The organism is Streptomyces sp. NPDC027185 (assembly GCF_055567035.1).
The window spans coordinates 1,089,067-1,103,680 of record NZ_JBVHRF010000002.1 but is presented as its reverse complement, the minus strand read 5'-3'; the positions used below and the strand labels follow the sequence as shown (position 1 = coordinate 1,103,680).

Below are 14,614 nucleotides of genomic sequence, written 5' to 3'. Positions count from 1 at the left end.
TCGCACCCTATGCGGTGCGAGCGTCGGTCACTGGGCGGTGGCGACGCCGGAGGCGAAGGAGGTGTCGCACACCGGACGGGAGAACGCCTGCGCCCGGTGCCCGGCGCCGTACTTGGCGACGGCCGCCCGGCCCAGCGCCCGCGCGATGGACGTGCAGTGCTTGGCGAGCGACGGCCGCTCCGTGGTGGCCCGTTGGAGGTGGGTCAGCGCCACGCCCGGGTCCTTCTCCTGGAGTTCGAGGAGCAGGCGGTCGCGGAGGACGTCCTGCGGGGCCCGGGGGGCGGACTTGGCGGCGGTCTTCCCGCTGGACGCGGTCAGCAGCTGTGTGTCCGCGGACTTCGAGGCCCACGGGACGCTGGTGACCGCGAGCGTCCCGGAGAGGACGAGGACGACGGGGAGGACGAGGGCGAGAGTTCTGCCGATACGGCGCGCTGCGGAGTTCACGGTCGCGATGGTAGCGAGCGGTGATGATATGGCGACATTGCGTCACCTTATCGAGGGATGAGGGGGGAGGGTGGGGGAGGCGCGATGTTGACGAAGGGGGCGCGCGACCCGCTGCCGGGCGCCACCGGCGGGCGGCGGCGCGGTCGTTCCGCCCCGCCTCGCGCCCGGGTGCCGCCCGCCCCGTGAGCGCGGCGGCCATGAGGAAACAGAGTGGCCGGCCGCGGCGGGGAACACCGCGACCGGCCAACCGGTCCGCTGCGCAGCGGAGTCGGGTCAGTCCGCGAGGCGCTCGCCCGACGACGTCGAGAAGACGTGCGTCTCGCCCGGCTGCGGGACGACGTGCAAGGTGGCGCCCTTCTCCGGGACCTGGCGGCCGTTGACCCGGACGACCAGGTCCTTGGGTGCGCCGCCGACCTCGACGGTCCCGTAGACGTACGCGTCGGCGCCCAGTTCCTCCACGACGTTGACCGTGACGGCCAGACCGGCGGGGGCGTCGGAGGTCTCCTTGGACAGCGCCTTGGCGGCGCCGCCGTTCTGCTCGACGATCTCGAAGTGCTCGGGCCTCACACCGACGGTGACCGTCGTGTCGCCCTTGTCCGCCGCCGTGGCCAGCGCGTCCCGGCCCACCGGCACCACGCTGTTGCCGAACTTCACGCCGCCGTCGGTGATCGGCACCTCGACGAGGTTCATCGCCGGCGAACCGATGAACCCGGCGACGAAGAGGTTCGCCGGCCGGTCGTACATGTTCCGCGGCGAGTCGACCTGCTGGAGCAGCCCGTCCTTGAGGACGGCGACCCGGTCGCCCATCGTCATCGCCTCGACCTGGTCGTGGGTGACGTACACCGTGGTGATGCCCAGGCGGCGCTGGAGCCCGGCGATCTGCGTACGGGTCTGGACGCGGAGCTTGGCGTCGAGGTTGGACAGCGGCTCGTCCATCAGGAAGACCTGCGGCTCCCGGACGATGGCCCGGCCCATCGCGACGCGCTGGCGCTGACCACCGGAGAGCGCCTTCGGCTTGCGCCCCAGGTACTCCGTGAGGTCGAGGATCTTCGCCGCGTCCTCGACCTTCTGCCGGATCTCCGCCTTCGGCACCCCGGCGATCTTGAGGGCGAAGCCCATGTTGTCGGCGACCGTCATGTGCGGGTACAGCGCGTAGTTCTGGAACACCATGGCGATGTCCCGGTCCTTCGGCGGCAGATGTGTGACATCGCGGTCGCCGATGCGGATCGCGCCGCCGTCGACATCCTCAAGTCCCGCCAGCATCCGCAACGAGGTCGACTTACCGCAGCCGGACGGACCGACGAGGACGAGGAACTCCCCGTCCTCGATGGCGATGTCGAGCTTGTCGACGGCGGGCTTGTCGGAACCCGGGTAGATACGGGTTGCCTGGTCGTACGTGACCGTAGCCATGATGTGTCCCTTCACCGGCAGGAACGTGCCGGACGATCCGAGTAAAGGAGTGGCGTGGCCCACAACCGCGGGCCCGGCGCGACGCTACCCGCGGTGATCCCGGGTGTCAGCACCCCGGAGGTCACGAAATGGCGACCGGCACCCACCCCACCTGGGTACACTGCTCCCGCACGCCTCCTTAGCTCAGCTGGCCAGAGCACCGCTCTTGTAAAGCGAAGGTCGTCGGTTCGAATCCGACAGGGGGCTCTTGGATTGGGCCTTATGACCTGCGGGTTTGTCGCGCAAGGGCCCGGTGATCGGCCTCGGACTTCTGGTCCGGGGCCTTTTGCGTGAGCGGCCGGGCCAGCGGCGGATTCCCCGGCATCGTTCGCGATTCCGGTCGCGGTCGGACGCGCTCGCGGTTCGAGCCGGGCCGCCGCCTCGGCGATCGACAGGTCGGTCTCCGGCAGGAGGCTGGTGTACGTGTTCGCGGTGATCGCGATCGAGGAGTGGCCGAGCATCTCCTGGATGTCCTTGAGGTCCGCCCCAGCGGCGTGGGTCGGCGTGGCGGCGCCGTGGCGGAGGTCGTGGAGCCGGACGGGCGGCAGGTCGATCTCCTCGTACAGCTCGACGAACCGGCGGGTGATGTTGGCCGGGTGGAGCAACTCGCCGTTCTCGCGGGTGAAGACGCGTCCGGTCTCCTGAGTCCAGAAGCTCAGAGCACGGATCTGATGCCTATCGCCCACTGCATAGAACCGGGTTGATCCTCGCAGGCTCTCCTCGGGCAAGCTGCTTCGGGCGCCGAGCGGCTTGCCACCAACAGCAACCTCACCCCAAAGCAATACATAGAGTGGCCGACCTGGAACGCATTGTCAGTGGTCCCAGGTAGCGTCTCGCTTCTCGGTCTGAGGAGTGTGAGGAGACGTGATGACGGACGCGACCGTGCCCAGGGGTAGTCGGGCGAAGCAGGCCACGTATGTCTGGTTGATGAGCCTCACCGCGAACGAGGGGAGGTGTACGTACTGCGCCGTTCAGCCATCAACGACCCTGGATCACGAACAGCCTGTGGCCAGCAATGGCGCTGACGTGTGGTGGAACTTCCTCCCCGCCTGCAAGCCCTGCAACGATTGGAAGCGTGGGCGCAGCCCTATGGAGTGGCTCATCGATCAGAAACTCCATCGTGATCGCCCCCGAGACGGGTTCGACACTCGCAAGATGTCTGTCCGCATGTTCTCCGGTTTCGAGTCACGTATTGAACGAGTCCGCCGCGAGATTGGCGATCCGGACCGTCGTGACTGGTTCCGTCACCACTTCGGGGCTGACCGGTACAAGAACAAGGACGAGCTCTGGGGGCATCTCGAGCGCTGCAAAGAAACGCTGGCCAGCTACCCCCACCTCCCCTGGATGACCCCATGCGTTGCCCCCTCCGAACCGGACGTCTGCAGTCGGCGCATCTGCTGCGGGTGGAGGCACCCAGACGCACACGCCGTACGCGACGTGATCATCGGCCCCGGCCAGTACGCTGAGTTCCGCAAAGCGGCCTTCGACTCCAACATGTCTGTCGGCGATCTCATGTCGGCACTCGTCGTCCGCTACTTGCGTGACCGGCATGAAGGAGTGCCGGGCAGTCATGCGGCCCCGCAATCCGAAACGACGATCCCAACCCAGCGCAACTGAAGCGGCTAGCTCTGGATGTACGGGCTGCCCTTGAGGGAGACTTTCGAACGCTACTCGTCAGTCGCAGCTGAGCCGGTGGGAGGATCAGCTTTTCAGCCCCCCGCATAGAGTTCTCACTGAGCATCGAGTACAGACCTAGCGAGGCAACGTGGCGGAAGCTTCTGGGCAACCATTGGTGGTCGATGGCAAGCTCGAATCGTTGCCTTTCCATGAGCTGACTTCGTGGAGTCAGTTCGAGAAGTTGGTGTGCGAGTTCGTCCAAGCGGTCAAGCGGTTGTCACCTTGCCACCGGTACGGATCTCCCGGACAGGCACAGGGTGGTATCGACATAGCGGGACTGTCGGAGGACGGCAAGTGGCACGCCTTCCAGGTCAAACATGTTGCCCAGTTCGCTCAGGCGGATGCGAAGAAAGCCCTGGATCTCTTCCTGCGCGGTCCGCGGCCCTACTCGGCGACACGACTGGCCATCGTCACGTCCTGCAAAACTACCCGGGCCCAGGTCCGTGACCTGGTTCACCAATATCAAACCCAGCATCCAAGCCTGGTGCTCGAGCTATGGGACGCCGAGTATCTGGCCTCTCATCTGCGCCTCCAGCCGCGCATTGTGGCCCGGTACTTCGGCGATCATGTAGCGCGACGCTTCTGCGATACGGATGCCCTGGAGGCGTTCTACAAGGCTGGGGGCAGGGGTGAAATCGGCTGCCTTGTGCGTGACGCCGACCCGATCGGCCTGGAAGTCCACGAGGCGATCTCGGTCGATGAGAACACGGACCCTGAAGAGCCTGCTCTGCCGACCTACTTTCGAAGGCCCTTTGACGACGAACTCGACGTCGTCGTCGACAACGCTCTTGCTGGGAGCAGCGGGATGAAAGTCCTTCTTGCTGATTCCTCGACGGGCAAGACCCGAGCAGCCTGGGAATCCATTCAGCACCTCGGAAATGAGTGGCGGATATGGCATCCAGCCGACCAGGAAGACCTGCTAGCCTCGCTAGGCGCAGTAAAGCCGCACACGGTCGTGTGGCTCAACGAGATCAATCGCTATCTGCTCTGCGAAGACTCTCACCGAGATGAATACGTCGCGGCTCGACTCACAGAGCTACTACGCAATCCACGCCAGGCCCCTGTCCTGGTCCTGGGAACATCCTGGCATGTCCACTGGGTCGCGATGACCACCGCTCCTTCAGGAGAGCGCACGAAAACGCGAGCTCTCCTGTCTGGGCGCGCCCTCCCTGTTCCAGATCGGTTCAGTGATGACGAGGAGGCCGCTCTTCTCGATAAAGACCAGCACGCCGACCCCAGAATGCTGAAGGCCGCTCGCGAAGCCGAGGGAAGGCACATCATCCAGTTCCTGGCAGGTGGGCCAGCGCAATTGGAGCGGTACGCGAACGGATCGCCGACCGCTCGGGCCGTCCTGCATGCCGCCATGGACGCCCGGCGGCTTGGTCACGGCATGGATCTGCCTCGCGAGTTCCTCCAGTCTGCGGCCGCCAGCTATCTCACTGTGCTGCAACAGGACCTAGCAGAAACCGACTGGTTCCCTCGCGCCCTGCAATACCTGTCAGCTCCATGTCGCGGGGTTCGCGGACCCCTAGCACCGGTCCCGGGCTTCTCCACGAGCGACACCGAGCATCTCGGCAGCTACCGACTGGCGGACTACGTTGAGTTGCATGGCCGTCGGCACCGGAAACTCATCTGCCCTGAAGGTGAATTCTGGGACGCAGCGGTGGATCACGCTGCCAGCGCCAGAGATAAAGTCTCCCTTTCGCGGGCTGCACTTGAGCGGGGCAGGGTGGCCGAGGCAGAAACGCTGGCGCTAGCAGCAGCACAAGACGGAGATGGTGCTGCCCTTTCTCATTTGGCAGGTTGGATCCGCGAAAACCGAAAATCCGAAGATCCTGATGTCTACTACGAGCTGGCAGCTGAACTCGGCGACGTTGTTGCGCAGATCTCACTCGCTTTCCGTGCAGAGAACGAAGGGCGGCTCGAAAAGGCGGAACACTGGTACCGCAAAGCTATTGATCGAGACAGTCGTCGGTGGGATGCGATCGTGGGGCTGGCCTCCGTCTCATCTCAACGCGGAGACAGTGCACGCGCGATCGAGCTGTACAACCAGGCGCTCAGCGCCGGATTCTTCGGAGCTCGGGCTGTTGAGTACCAGGCACGTTGGCTGGCTGATCAAGGCCAGAACTCCCTCGCATTGCTCCTGGCGAAACGCTCCTTCCATGGCGGGAACACCGAAGCCTTTACAGGCTTGGCCTGGGCCTACATGTATAAAAACACGCCCCGAGCTATTGAGGTGTTCCAGTACGCCATGGCCGAAGGTGACGTAAATGCACCCAGGGAACTATCCTGGGCCCTCGAAAGAGAGGGGGATAGTGATGAAGCAGACCGTTTCTGTGAAATAGCCGTCTCTCTCGGTGAGACGAACGCTCTCCGTGGCCTGGGAATGATCCGTCGCAGTAAAGGTAACCACCGAGCTGCCGCCGCTCTCTTCTGGAGGGCCTACAACCTGGGTCTGACCTATGTGCTGCTAGAGCTGGCCAGGCTACGGGAAGAAGAGGGCGACCTGAAGCGAGCCGAGAGGATCTACTGGCGCGCCCTTGACGAGGGACAGTCCAGCGCAGCCCGGGAGCTCGTACGGATCTTGGAGACCGCTGGGAGGACACAGCAGGCCGAGCGTCTCGCAGGCACCTCGAAGGAACTTCTCGAAGCCTTGGCGAGAGCCCGAGCGGACCGAGGTGAATATGAAGCTGCGGAACAGCTGCTCCTTGTACCTGTTGCACAAGGTCATTCGAGCCTGCTTGTGACTTTGGCGCAGATTCGCAAGCAGCAAGGTGACCTGACAGGGGCCAAAAAGATGCTGCTGCGAGCACAGGACGCCGGAGTTTCCTACGTCGCGCGGTGGCTGGGGGAACTAGAAGACGACTTACAAGAGTAAAAACTAGTGGGCGGATTCCCATGTCCTGCACGTCTCCGGGCGACGTGCAGCCGAGCACGCGGGAGCCACGGCTACTAGGGGGGCACGCGTCCACCCACGAACGTGCCACAGGCGTCAGGCTCCACGGGGTTGATTGCCGTCACCCGCTGCAGCGGGAATCCCCAGGTCAGCATCTGCGGCCAGAACGAAGGAACACTAGAACGGGTCGGGGATGCTTGGGAATCGCGTGAGGCGTCGGTGAATGTCGGGGTGATGTGGGCGTACCGCGCCAAGACGCGGAGCCGTCTAAGCGCATCCAATTCCGTTGCGCCGAGCCCCTTCCTGCGTGAGCGGCGCGTGAGCGGACGGCGGAACACAAGGTGCTGAAAGCCGGACCCAAAAAACATCGTGCTGGGTGGTGCTGACCTGCAAGGTCAGCACCACCCAGCACGAATGAGCACCCTCGATCAAGAATTCGACCCCACTTGTAAAGCGAAGGTCGTCGGTTCGAATCCGACAGGGGGCTCTTGGATTGGGCCTTATGACCTGCGGGTTTGTCGCGCAAGGGCCCGGTGATCGGCCTCGGACTTCTGGTCCGGGGCCTTTTGCGTGAGCGATGCGTGAGCGGACCGGGTGCCCGGGAGGCGGTGGTGCGGCTCGGTCGGCGGTGCCTGGTGGGGCGGGCGGCGACGTAGGGGATTCCGCGGCACGGGCCGAGCCGGCAGGGACGCCGGCCTCTTACGGGTTCGGGGGGTTCTCCGGGGCGGCGGATTCCGCTGCGGTGAGGAGGGCGGCGGTTTCGGGGTGGGGGCCTTCGGCGGCCCATTCCAGAGGGGTGCGGCCGGTGCCGTGGTCTTCGCGGAGGCGGGGGTCGGCGCCGTGGGCCAGCAGGGTGCGCACCGTCGCGGTGTGGCCCCAGCAGGCGGCTGCGCACAGCGGGGTGCCCTCGGAGCCCAATCCGCTGCTCTCGGCGTTGGGCGAGGCACCGGCCCGGAGGAGCAGGCGGGCGATGTCCGCCGCTCCGTTGACGGAGGCCAGATACAGGGGTGTGGTGCCCGTGGCGTCCGGCGTGTCGGGGGTGAGCCCGGTCCGCAGGACGGCCTTCACGGCGCCGGCGTCACCCATCAGGATCGCGCAGAAGAGACGCCGGGAGAGCTTTTTGCGCTGTCTTTTGTTCATGGGCGCTGAGGCTAGCGGCGGGGGCGTTATGGGAGGTACCCGCGGGGGTCTCATCGGTTGTGGGGAAAGAACGCTGTGGCGCTGCGGAACGCGTAATAATCCGGTCGCGCCGCGGATACCGATCGGCCGCGGTACGTCGGTACGTGACCGGTGCGGCACCGTATTCCGCGTCGGCGGGGCGATTTTGTCTCCTGACCGCTTTCCGGGCGGCCGGTCAGCTGAGGAGGGGGAAGGCGTGGACGTGCCGTCCGCGGGGAGGGAGGGTGTGGGCGTACACCGGTCTCCCGTCGCCTGTCCTCTCCGGTTACCCTGCCTCGTTCTCGTAAAGGCTTGAAAGGGCTTGAAAGGCCAGGAGGTCCGTCCTGATGAGTAGTGATGCCCCGCCGGCTTTTCCCGAGCGGATGGAGCTTTCGGGGGAGGCGCTGGTGCTGCGGGATTGGGTGGAGGCGGATTGCGCGGAGATGCCGGCGCTGTTCGATCACCCGGATATCGCGCACTGGACGCCGATCGTCTCGCCTTTCGACGCGGCGGCCGCCCGTGAACGGTTGGAGCGGGCACGGCGGTTGCGGGCGGAGGGGACGGCGATTCTCCTGGCCGTCACGGTGGACGGCGGTGCGCCGCTCGGCGAGGTGATGCTGCGGCGCGCCCCCGAGGGGACGGAACTGGGCTACGCGATCGGGCCGGCGCACCGCGGGCAGGGGCTGGCGGCACGGGCGGTGCGGGTGATGGCCGGTTACGCCTTCGAGGAACTGGGGGCGGATCAGGTGATTTTGGAGTTGGAGGCGGAGAACGCGGCGAGTGTGGCGGTCGCGACCCGGGCGGGTTTCCAGCTGCTCGATGTGCCGTTGATCGTGGGGGAGGAGAAGGGGCGGCCGTACGCGTTGCAGACGTGGGGGCTGGCGCGGGAGCAGTTCTGACCTGACCTGATCTTGCCATGCCTCTTTCTGGCCTCCTTCTGATCCTCTGACCCCCGCCGTCCTGCCCGTTCCGGGCCCGCTCGTGCGCCCGGCGCAGGCAGGCCGGAACGGCTCCCGCCACCGCGCCGGCCACCTCACCGAAGATTCCTTGCGCCCACCCGCTGACAGAGCTCACCGTGGCTCGCTCCCCCTCGTAGCGCCGACGTGACCGGAGGCTTCTTCCACGGAGGTGCCGGACGGCCGCGGCAAGAGTGCCTCGGGTCGGGGCGCCACGGGGCCGGGCCGCCGTCCGTGCTCTGATGTCCCCATGAGTGAGGGCTCCGAGGAGCGCAACCGGCGCATGCTGCGGGCGCGGGACGCGATGGACCGTGCGTACGCGCAGCCGCTGGACGTACCGGCGCTGGCACGGATCGCGCACGTGTCGCCGGCCCACTTCGCCCGCACCTTCCGGGCCACCTTCGGTGAGACACCCCACCGCTACCTGCAACGACGCCGGGTCGAGCGGGCGATGTCGCTGCTGCGGGAGACCGACCGCAGCGTCACCGACATCTGTTACGAGGTCGGCTTCGGCAGCCTCGGCACGTTCAGCCGGACCTTCCGCGAGATCGTCGGACGCTCGCCGCGGACGTACCGCAAGGACCGCGGGGAAGCGGTGGCGGCGGGCGTGCCGACGTGTTTCGCCATGGCGTGGACGCGGCCCGTCGAATGAGAAGCGCGTGACCGTCCCCGGGCGGAGCGGAGCGCGGCGCCCGCAAGAGCGCAGTTCCGGAGAAGTTTCCGGCCACTCCCGCCCGTAGGTTGGAGCCATGTTCAACGCCATCACGCACTCACAGCTCTACGTCCTCGACCAGGACGAAGCCCTCGACTTCTACGTCGGCAAGCTCGGTCTGGAGGTCGCCGCCGACATCGATCTGGGGTTCATGCGGTGGCTGACCGTCGCCGTCCCCGGCCACCCGGAGCGGCAGATCCTCCTGGAGCGTCCGGGCACCCCGGCGATGTCCGAGGAGACGGCCGCCCAGGTCCGTGACCTGGTCACCAAGGGAGCGATGGGCGGCTGGCTCATCCTCGCCACCGACGACTGCCGCAGGACCTACGAGACGCTCCGGGAGCGGGGCGTCGAATTCACCCAGGAGCCGACCGAGCGCCCCTACGGGACGGACTGCGGACTGCGCGACCCCTTCGGCAACAACCTCCGCTTCACCGAGCCGAAGGCGTAAGCGCACCAGGGGCGTGCCGGAGCCCCTGCCGGGGGCGCGTCCCCCAGGCGACTGCGCCGGGCGTGCGGGCGAGGTGCGCGCGCCGGTGGCCGCCGGGGAGAGCCCCCGGTCACGGCTCGTGGCGAGCGGCTGCGGGGCCCGGGGCGGCGGGCGTAGATTGCGGCCATGGCGACCTCCATGACGCGTGACGCGTACGGGCAACGGATGGAACGGGCCGCCGCCGCGGCCGCCGCGGCGGGGCTCGACGGGCTGATCGTGACGCCGGGACCGGATCTGAGCTGGCTGTGCGGCTACCACGTCACGGCGGTCACCGAACGGCTGACCGCCCTCTTCCTCACCCCCGGTGCCCGGCCACGGCTGCTGGTGCCCGCCCTGGAACAACCCGACGCCGAGGCCGCCCCGGGCGCCGCGGCCCTGACCACCACCGGGTGGGGCGACGGTACCGACCCCTACGGACAGCTGGCGCGGTGGCTCGACCCGAAGGGCCGGTACGGCGTCTCGGACGCCACCTGGGCGCTGCACCTCCTCGGCCTCCAGCGGGCCCTGCCGGAGAGCGGCTACGGCGCGCTGTCCGAGGCGCTGCCGATGCTGCGGGCGGTCAAGGACGCGTACGAGGCGGAGCGGCTGGCGGCGGCGGGCGCCGCGGCGGACGCGGCGTACGACGACATCCTGGGGCTGCCGTTCGCCGGCCGCCGCGAGCGGGAGGTGGCCGAGGACCTCGCCCGGCTGCTGCTGCGGCACGGCCACAGCCAGGTCGACTTCACCATCGTCGGCTCCGGCCCCAACGGCGCCAACCCGCACCACCACGCGGGCGACCGGGTGATCCAGGACGGCGACATGGTCGTACTGGACTTCGGCGGTCTCAAGGACGGCTACGGCTCCGACACCACCCGTACGGTCCACGTCGGCGAGCCGAGCGCCGAGGAGCGCGCGGTGCACGACATCGTCCGCGAGGCGCAGCAGGCGGCGTTCGAGGCGGTGCGCCCCGGGGTGGCGTGCCAGGAGATCGACCGCGTCGCCCGCCGGGTGATCAAGGCCGCCGGATACGGCGAGTACTTCATCCACCGCACCGGCCACGGCATCGGCGTCACCACCCACGAACCGCCGTACCTGGTGGAGGGCGAACACCTCCCCCTCGTCCCCGGTATGTGCTTCTCGATCGAGCCCGGCATCTACCTGCCGGGCCGCTTCGGCGTCCGTATCGAGGACATCGTCCTGTGCACGGAGACGGGCGGCCGCCGCCTCAACACCACGGAGCGGGAGATGGCGTTGGTGCGGTAGCCGCACCGGGGCACGCCCCAGGTGCCTGCGCCGGTACGGGTGGGTCGTGCGGGTACGGGTCGGGGCGCGGGCGCGGAGAGGGCTCGGCGGAACGCGGGCGTGCGGCGGGCCGGTAGCGGTACGGGCACGGCGGCGCCGGGCGGGCCCCGGCGCCGCCGTGAGCGGGGCGGGCGTCCGGCCGGGCGGCGGGGTGCCGCGCCCGGGGTGGCCCGAAATTACTTTCCTCACGGCTTCACCGCAGGTCAGGCCGGGTTTCGCGGTGGTGGTGCCAGGCGGAGGGCGCCGCGGACGAGCTGTCGCCGACGGGAATTGTCAGTGGTGTGGTTCACGATGGGTGGCAGTTGGCGGTTGGGCGTACGCACGGTGCGCGTGGCCGTTCGTCCGGCCGCGGCGGTCACGGGGGTGCCGCCGCGCCCGGCGGGCGGACCGCGGGCGCGCGGGCGGCGGACGGAAGGCGGTGGAGCGTGGCAGGTCGGCGTACGGGGACGGTCCGGGCGGTGCGCCGGGCGGAGGTGAGACTGCCCGAGCTGACGGCGTACGACGGCGGCGATCTGGAGCCCGAAGGCGACTACGACGGGCTGGAGTTCACGGAGGTCGACGCGGCGGGTCAGTCGGCGCGTGGCGCACGGTTCATGGATTGCGCGCTCCGCCGCTGCGCCCTCGACGAGACGGTGCTGAGCCGAGCGCGGTTCATCGACACCGTCCTGAGCGGCATACGGGGCGTCGGCACGGACCTCTCCCAGGCGTCGCTGCGCGATGTGGAGGTCACCGATGCCCGGCTGGGCGGCACGCAGCTGCACGGCGCGGCGCTGGAACGGGTCGTGGTACGCGGCGGAAAGATCGACTTCCCGAATCTGCGCACCGCGAAGCTGCGGGACGTGGTCTTCGAGGGCTGCGTCCTGGTCGAGCCGGACTTCTCCGGCGCCGAGCTGGAACGCGTCACCTTCGAGGACTGCACGCTCGCCCGCGCCGACTTCACCGGCGCCCGGATGAAGGACGTCGACCTGCGCGGCGCCGCCGCCCTCGACGTGACCCGAGGCATCGACGGCCTCTCCGGCGCCGTCATCAGCCCCGCCCAACTCCTGGACCTGGCACCGTCGTTCGCGTCCCAGCTGGGGGTGCGGGTGGAATGAGGGGAGGAGGAGCGCGGCCCGTCCCGGCCAAGGCCGACGGCGACCGAGCTGTACGCACCGGCCCCGGCCGGGCAGGGAGATGTACGCACCGGCCCCGGCCGGGCAGGGAGATGTACGCACCGGCCCCGGCCGGGCCGGACGTCCCGTACGCATCGGCCGGGGCCAGACCGAAGGGCTTGTAAGCGCTCGCCGCGTCAGCCGTCCGCATCCGCCGCGTCGCCCATTACAGGTCGGCTTCGGGGCTCCCCGTAGGGGCCCGTGTGGGCCCGTGGGGCCCCGTGGATCAGACCCGGGGGAAGCGGGACTGGAGGGCCCAGATGGCGGGGTTGTCGGTGAGGCCGTCGTGCATGTCGCCGAGGTCGGCGATCAGGTCGTGGAGGAAGTCGCGGGCCTCGCGGCGCAGGGCGGTGTGGTTGAGGACGAGCGGGGGTTCGTCCGTCGTCATCCAGTCGGCGGTGACCTCGACCCAGCCGAAGCGCCGCTCGAAGAGCATCCGGTCGGCGGACTCCGTGAAGTCCAGCTCGGCGCGGACCGGCCGGGAGGACCTGTTGCCCCGCGGGTCGGTGTCCAACTGCTCGACGATGTCGCACAGCGCCCACGCGAAGTCGAGCACCGGGACCCAGCCCCAGGCCGTGGACACCTCACGGTCCTCCCGGGTGTCCGCGAGGTAGACGTCACCGCAGAAGAGGTCGTGCCGCAGGGTGTGGACGTCCGCGGTCCGGTAGTCGGTCTGCGGGGGGTCCGGAAAGCGGCGGGAGAGCGAGTAGCCGAGGTCGATCACGGCGTTGATGGTGTCATGCCCGGAGCGGGTCCGCGGCGGGGAGGCCACGGCGGAGGTGCCCCTGCCCACGCCGTAGGGGGCGCGGGGGCGGGCGGCGCCCTGCCCGATCGGCGCAGGGAGGCCGGGCGGCACGGTCGGCTGCGGTGGCGCCCCGCTCAGCCGGTCGAAAGGACGCCGGCGGCGGGCGGGGTCCGTTACGGCAGGGTCAGGATGCGCGGGCCGTCGTCCGTGATGGCCACGGTGTGTTCGAAGTGGGCGGCGCGGCTGCCGTCCGCGGAGCGGAGCGTCCAGCCGTCGGGTGCGGTGACGAACGCGTCCTTGCCGCCGGCGAGGAACATCGGCTCGATGGCGAGAACCAGGCCGTGCCGCAGCCGGAAGCCGCGGCCGGGCCGGCCCTCGTTGGGGACGGGCGGGTCCTCGTGCATCGCGCGGCCGATGCCGTGGCCGCCGTACCCCTCCAGGATCCCGTAGCCGGCGCCCCGGCCGATGCTGCCGACGGCGTGCGCGATATCGCCCATCCGCCCGCCGGGCACCGCCACGGCGATGGCCGCTTCGAGGGCCTGCCGGGTGGTGTCGAGCAGCCGCTGGTCCTCGGGGCTCGGCGCGCCGACGGCGAAGCTGACGGCGGCGTCGCCCGCCCAGCCGTCCACGACGGCGCCGCAGTCGATGCTGACCACATCGCCGTCGCGCAGCCGGGTCTCGTCCGGGATGCCGTGGACGACCGCGTCGTTGACGGACGCGCAGAGCACGGCGGGGAACGGTGTCGGAGCGAACGAGGGCCGGTAGCCGAGGAACGGCGAGGTGGCGCCGGCCTCGTCCAGGACGGTGCGGGCGGCCTCGTCCAGTTCCCGCAGCCGTACGCCGGGCGCGGCGGCGGCACGGGCGGCGGCGAGCGCGTCGGCCACGACCCGCCCGGCCACGCGCATCGCGTCCATCGCCGCATCGGTTTTGATCTCGACCATCGTGTTGCTGCCTTTCGTTGACTCGCGCACCGGAACCGCCGACGCCGCCGCGCACCCGGAGGGGCGCCCCGGTGCCCGGAGCCTCGATGTCCGGGCACCGGAGCCCGGACGTACGGGACACGTGCCTCGGGGTCGGGGCCTTCGGCAGGGCAGGGCGCAGCGATGGCGACACACCGGAGCGGTATTTCTTTACCGGTATTGGATTACCGGTATTAGTATCACGGTCATGGTGCGGACTCCACTGACTCCCTGGGAACGCGAGCGCGGCGAACGGCTCGGTGCGCTGCTGCGGGCGGCGCGCGGCGAGCGCAGCATGGTCGAGGTCGCGGCGGCGGCCGGACTGTCGGCCGAGACGCTGCGGAAGATCGAGACCGGACGGGTGCCGACGCCCGCGTTCTTCACGATCGCCGCACTGGCCGGCACGCTCGGCCTGTCGATGGAGGACGTCGTGCGCGCGGCCACTCCCGAAGGCACCCCGGACGAAGGGGCGGCACCGGCGCCACCGGTCCGGACGGTCATCCCTCACGGGCCCGCCGCCGCATAACGCGGTCATCCCTCATGGACCCGCCGCCGCATAACGCGGTCATCCCTCACGAGCCCGCCGCCGCGTAACGCGGAGGGGTGAAGCCGCGCGGCGCGGAGGGGGAGAAGAGGGAAAAGGGGGAGAGGGGGCGGCGGACTCCCGCCGTCCCGGCTCACCCGGATGTCCGGCGAGCG

General features: G+C 69.1%; 13 protein-coding genes, 1 tRNA gene and 1 pseudogene. 9 read left to right on the top strand and 6 right to left on the bottom strand.

What is annotated here, in order from left to right; all coding sequences use genetic code 11:
- Nucleotides 1-27 precede the first annotated feature (27 nt).
- Both ACZ4M8_RS09975 and ACZ4M8_RS09970 read right to left on the bottom strand, forming a co-directional pair.
- A complete protein-coding gene (locus tag ACZ4M8_RS09975; RefSeq protein WP_467605047.1) occupies nucleotides 28-444 on the bottom strand; it encodes a hypothetical protein in 417 nt (138 codons plus the stop codon).
- 273 nt (nucleotides 445-717) lie between these two features.
- Nucleotides 718-1,854 carry an ABC transporter ATP-binding protein gene (locus ACZ4M8_RS09970; RefSeq protein ID WP_467605045.1) on the bottom strand — a complete coding sequence of 379 codons (1,137 nt, stop codon included), beginning with the start codon at nucleotides 1,852-1,854 and terminating at the stop codon, nucleotides 718-720.
- A 172-nt stretch (nucleotides 1,855-2,026) separates the two neighbouring features.
- Between ACZ4M8_RS09970 and ACZ4M8_RS09965 the strand changes: the two genes are divergently transcribed.
- Nucleotides 2,027-2,100, top strand: a tRNA-Thr gene (locus tag ACZ4M8_RS09965).
- A gap of 215 nt (nucleotides 2,101-2,315) precedes the next feature.
- Here the strand turns inward: ACZ4M8_RS09965 and ACZ4M8_RS09960 are convergent.
- Nucleotides 2,316-2,579, bottom strand: a pseudogene (locus ACZ4M8_RS09960) (tyrosine-type recombinase/integrase); the annotation flags it as partial.
- A 181-nt stretch (nucleotides 2,580-2,760) separates the two neighbouring features.
- Between ACZ4M8_RS09960 and ACZ4M8_RS09955 the strand changes: the two are divergent.
- The gene (locus ACZ4M8_RS09955; RefSeq protein WP_467605042.1) at nucleotides 2,761-3,510 is read left to right on the top strand and encodes an HNH endonuclease; all 750 of its coding nucleotides are present in this window, start codon (nucleotides 2,761-2,763) and stop codon (nucleotides 3,508-3,510) included.
- A gap of 148 nt (nucleotides 3,511-3,658) precedes the next feature.
- Complete coding sequence (locus tag ACZ4M8_RS09950) at nucleotides 3,659-6,448, top strand: tetratricopeptide repeat protein (protein ID WP_467605040.1); 2,790 nt, start codon at nucleotides 3,659-3,661, stop codon at nucleotides 6,446-6,448.
- 717 nt (nucleotides 6,449-7,165) lie between these two features.
- Here the strand turns inward: ACZ4M8_RS09950 and ACZ4M8_RS09945 are convergent.
- On the bottom strand, nucleotides 7,166-7,606 hold the full coding sequence (locus ACZ4M8_RS09945) for an ankyrin repeat domain-containing protein (RefSeq protein ID WP_467605038.1): 441 nt from the start codon (nucleotides 7,604-7,606) through the stop codon (nucleotides 7,166-7,168).
- 365 nt (nucleotides 7,607-7,971) lie between these two features.
- Here ACZ4M8_RS09945 and ACZ4M8_RS09940 point away from each other — a divergent pair, with 365 nt between their 5' ends.
- The 5 genes from ACZ4M8_RS09940 (at nucleotide 7,972) to ACZ4M8_RS09920 (ending at nucleotide 12,154) form a co-directional block, all read left to right on the top strand.
- Nucleotides 7,972-8,523, top strand: a complete 552-nt coding sequence (locus ACZ4M8_RS09940) for a GNAT family N-acetyltransferase (RefSeq protein WP_467605036.1) — start codon at nucleotides 7,972-7,974, stop codon at nucleotides 8,521-8,523.
- A gap of 307 nt (nucleotides 8,524-8,830) precedes the next feature.
- Nucleotides 8,831-9,232: a helix-turn-helix domain-containing protein gene (locus ACZ4M8_RS09935; RefSeq protein WP_467605033.1), complete on the top strand. Its 402-nt coding sequence runs from the start codon at nucleotides 8,831-8,833 to the stop codon at nucleotides 9,230-9,232.
- 97 nt (nucleotides 9,233-9,329) lie between these two features.
- On the top strand, nucleotides 9,330-9,740 hold the full coding sequence (locus ACZ4M8_RS09930) for a VOC family protein (protein ID WP_467605031.1): 411 nt from the start codon (nucleotides 9,330-9,332) through the stop codon (nucleotides 9,738-9,740).
- Between the two features lie 165 nt (nucleotides 9,741-9,905).
- Nucleotides 9,906-11,021: a M24 family metallopeptidase gene (locus ACZ4M8_RS09925; protein ID WP_467605030.1), complete on the top strand. Its 1,116-nt coding sequence runs from the start codon at nucleotides 9,906-9,908 to the stop codon at nucleotides 11,019-11,021.
- Between the two features lie 464 nt (nucleotides 11,022-11,485).
- Nucleotides 11,486-12,154, top strand: coding sequence for a pentapeptide repeat-containing protein (locus ACZ4M8_RS09920; protein WP_467605027.1), 669 nt, complete (start codon nucleotides 11,486-11,488; stop codon nucleotides 12,152-12,154).
- A 283-nt stretch (nucleotides 12,155-12,437) separates the two neighbouring features.
- On the opposite strand, the gene ACZ4M8_RS09915 is transcribed toward ACZ4M8_RS09920, so the two are convergent.
- Nucleotides 12,438-12,935, bottom strand: coding sequence for a hypothetical protein (locus ACZ4M8_RS09915; protein ID WP_467605370.1), 498 nt, complete (start codon nucleotides 12,933-12,935; stop codon nucleotides 12,438-12,440).
- A 194-nt stretch (nucleotides 12,936-13,129) separates the two neighbouring features.
- Nucleotides 13,130-13,897: a type I methionyl aminopeptidase gene (gene map / locus ACZ4M8_RS09910; protein ID WP_467605026.1), complete on the bottom strand. Its 768-nt coding sequence runs from the start codon at nucleotides 13,895-13,897 to the stop codon at nucleotides 13,130-13,132.
- A 226-nt stretch (nucleotides 13,898-14,123) separates the two neighbouring features.
- Here map and ACZ4M8_RS09905 point away from each other — a divergent pair, with 226 nt between their 5' ends.
- Nucleotides 14,124-14,441, top strand: a complete 318-nt coding sequence (locus tag ACZ4M8_RS09905; RefSeq protein WP_467605024.1) for a helix-turn-helix domain-containing protein — start codon at nucleotides 14,124-14,126, stop codon at nucleotides 14,439-14,441.
- Nucleotides 14,442-14,614: the final 173 nt, after the last annotated feature.

What these genes read in the sequence shown, in the direction of transcription:
- ACZ4M8_RS09905 (WP_467605024.1), top strand. Translation starts at nt 14,124, where the DNA reads ATGGTGCGGACTCCACTGACTCCCTGGGAACGCGAGCGCGGCGAACGG.
- map (WP_467605026.1), bottom strand. Translation starts at nt 13,897, where the DNA reads ATGGTCGAGATCAAAACCGATGCGGCGATGGACGCGATGCGCGTGGCC.
- ACZ4M8_RS09930 (WP_467605031.1), top strand. Translation starts at nt 9,330, where the DNA reads ATGTTCAACGCCATCACGCACTCACAGCTCTACGTCCTCGACCAGGAC.
- ACZ4M8_RS09925 (WP_467605030.1), top strand. Translation starts at nt 9,906, where the DNA reads ATGGCGACCTCCATGACGCGTGACGCGTACGGGCAACGGATGGAACGG.
- ACZ4M8_RS09955 (WP_467605042.1), top strand. Translation starts at nt 2,761, where the DNA reads ATGACGGACGCGACCGTGCCCAGGGGTAGTCGGGCGAAGCAGGCCACG.
- ACZ4M8_RS09970 (WP_467605045.1), bottom strand. Translation starts at nt 1,854, where the DNA reads ATGGCTACGGTCACGTACGACCAGGCAACCCGTATCTACCCGGGTTCC.
- ACZ4M8_RS09940 (WP_467605036.1), top strand. Translation starts at nt 7,972, where the DNA reads ATGAGTAGTGATGCCCCGCCGGCTTTTCCCGAGCGGATGGAGCTTTCG.
- ACZ4M8_RS09935 (WP_467605033.1), top strand. Translation starts at nt 8,831, where the DNA reads ATGAGTGAGGGCTCCGAGGAGCGCAACCGGCGCATGCTGCGGGCGCGG.
- ACZ4M8_RS09945 (WP_467605038.1), bottom strand. Translation starts at nt 7,606, where the DNA reads ATGAACAAAAGACAGCGCAAAAAGCTCTCCCGGCGTCTCTTCTGCGCG.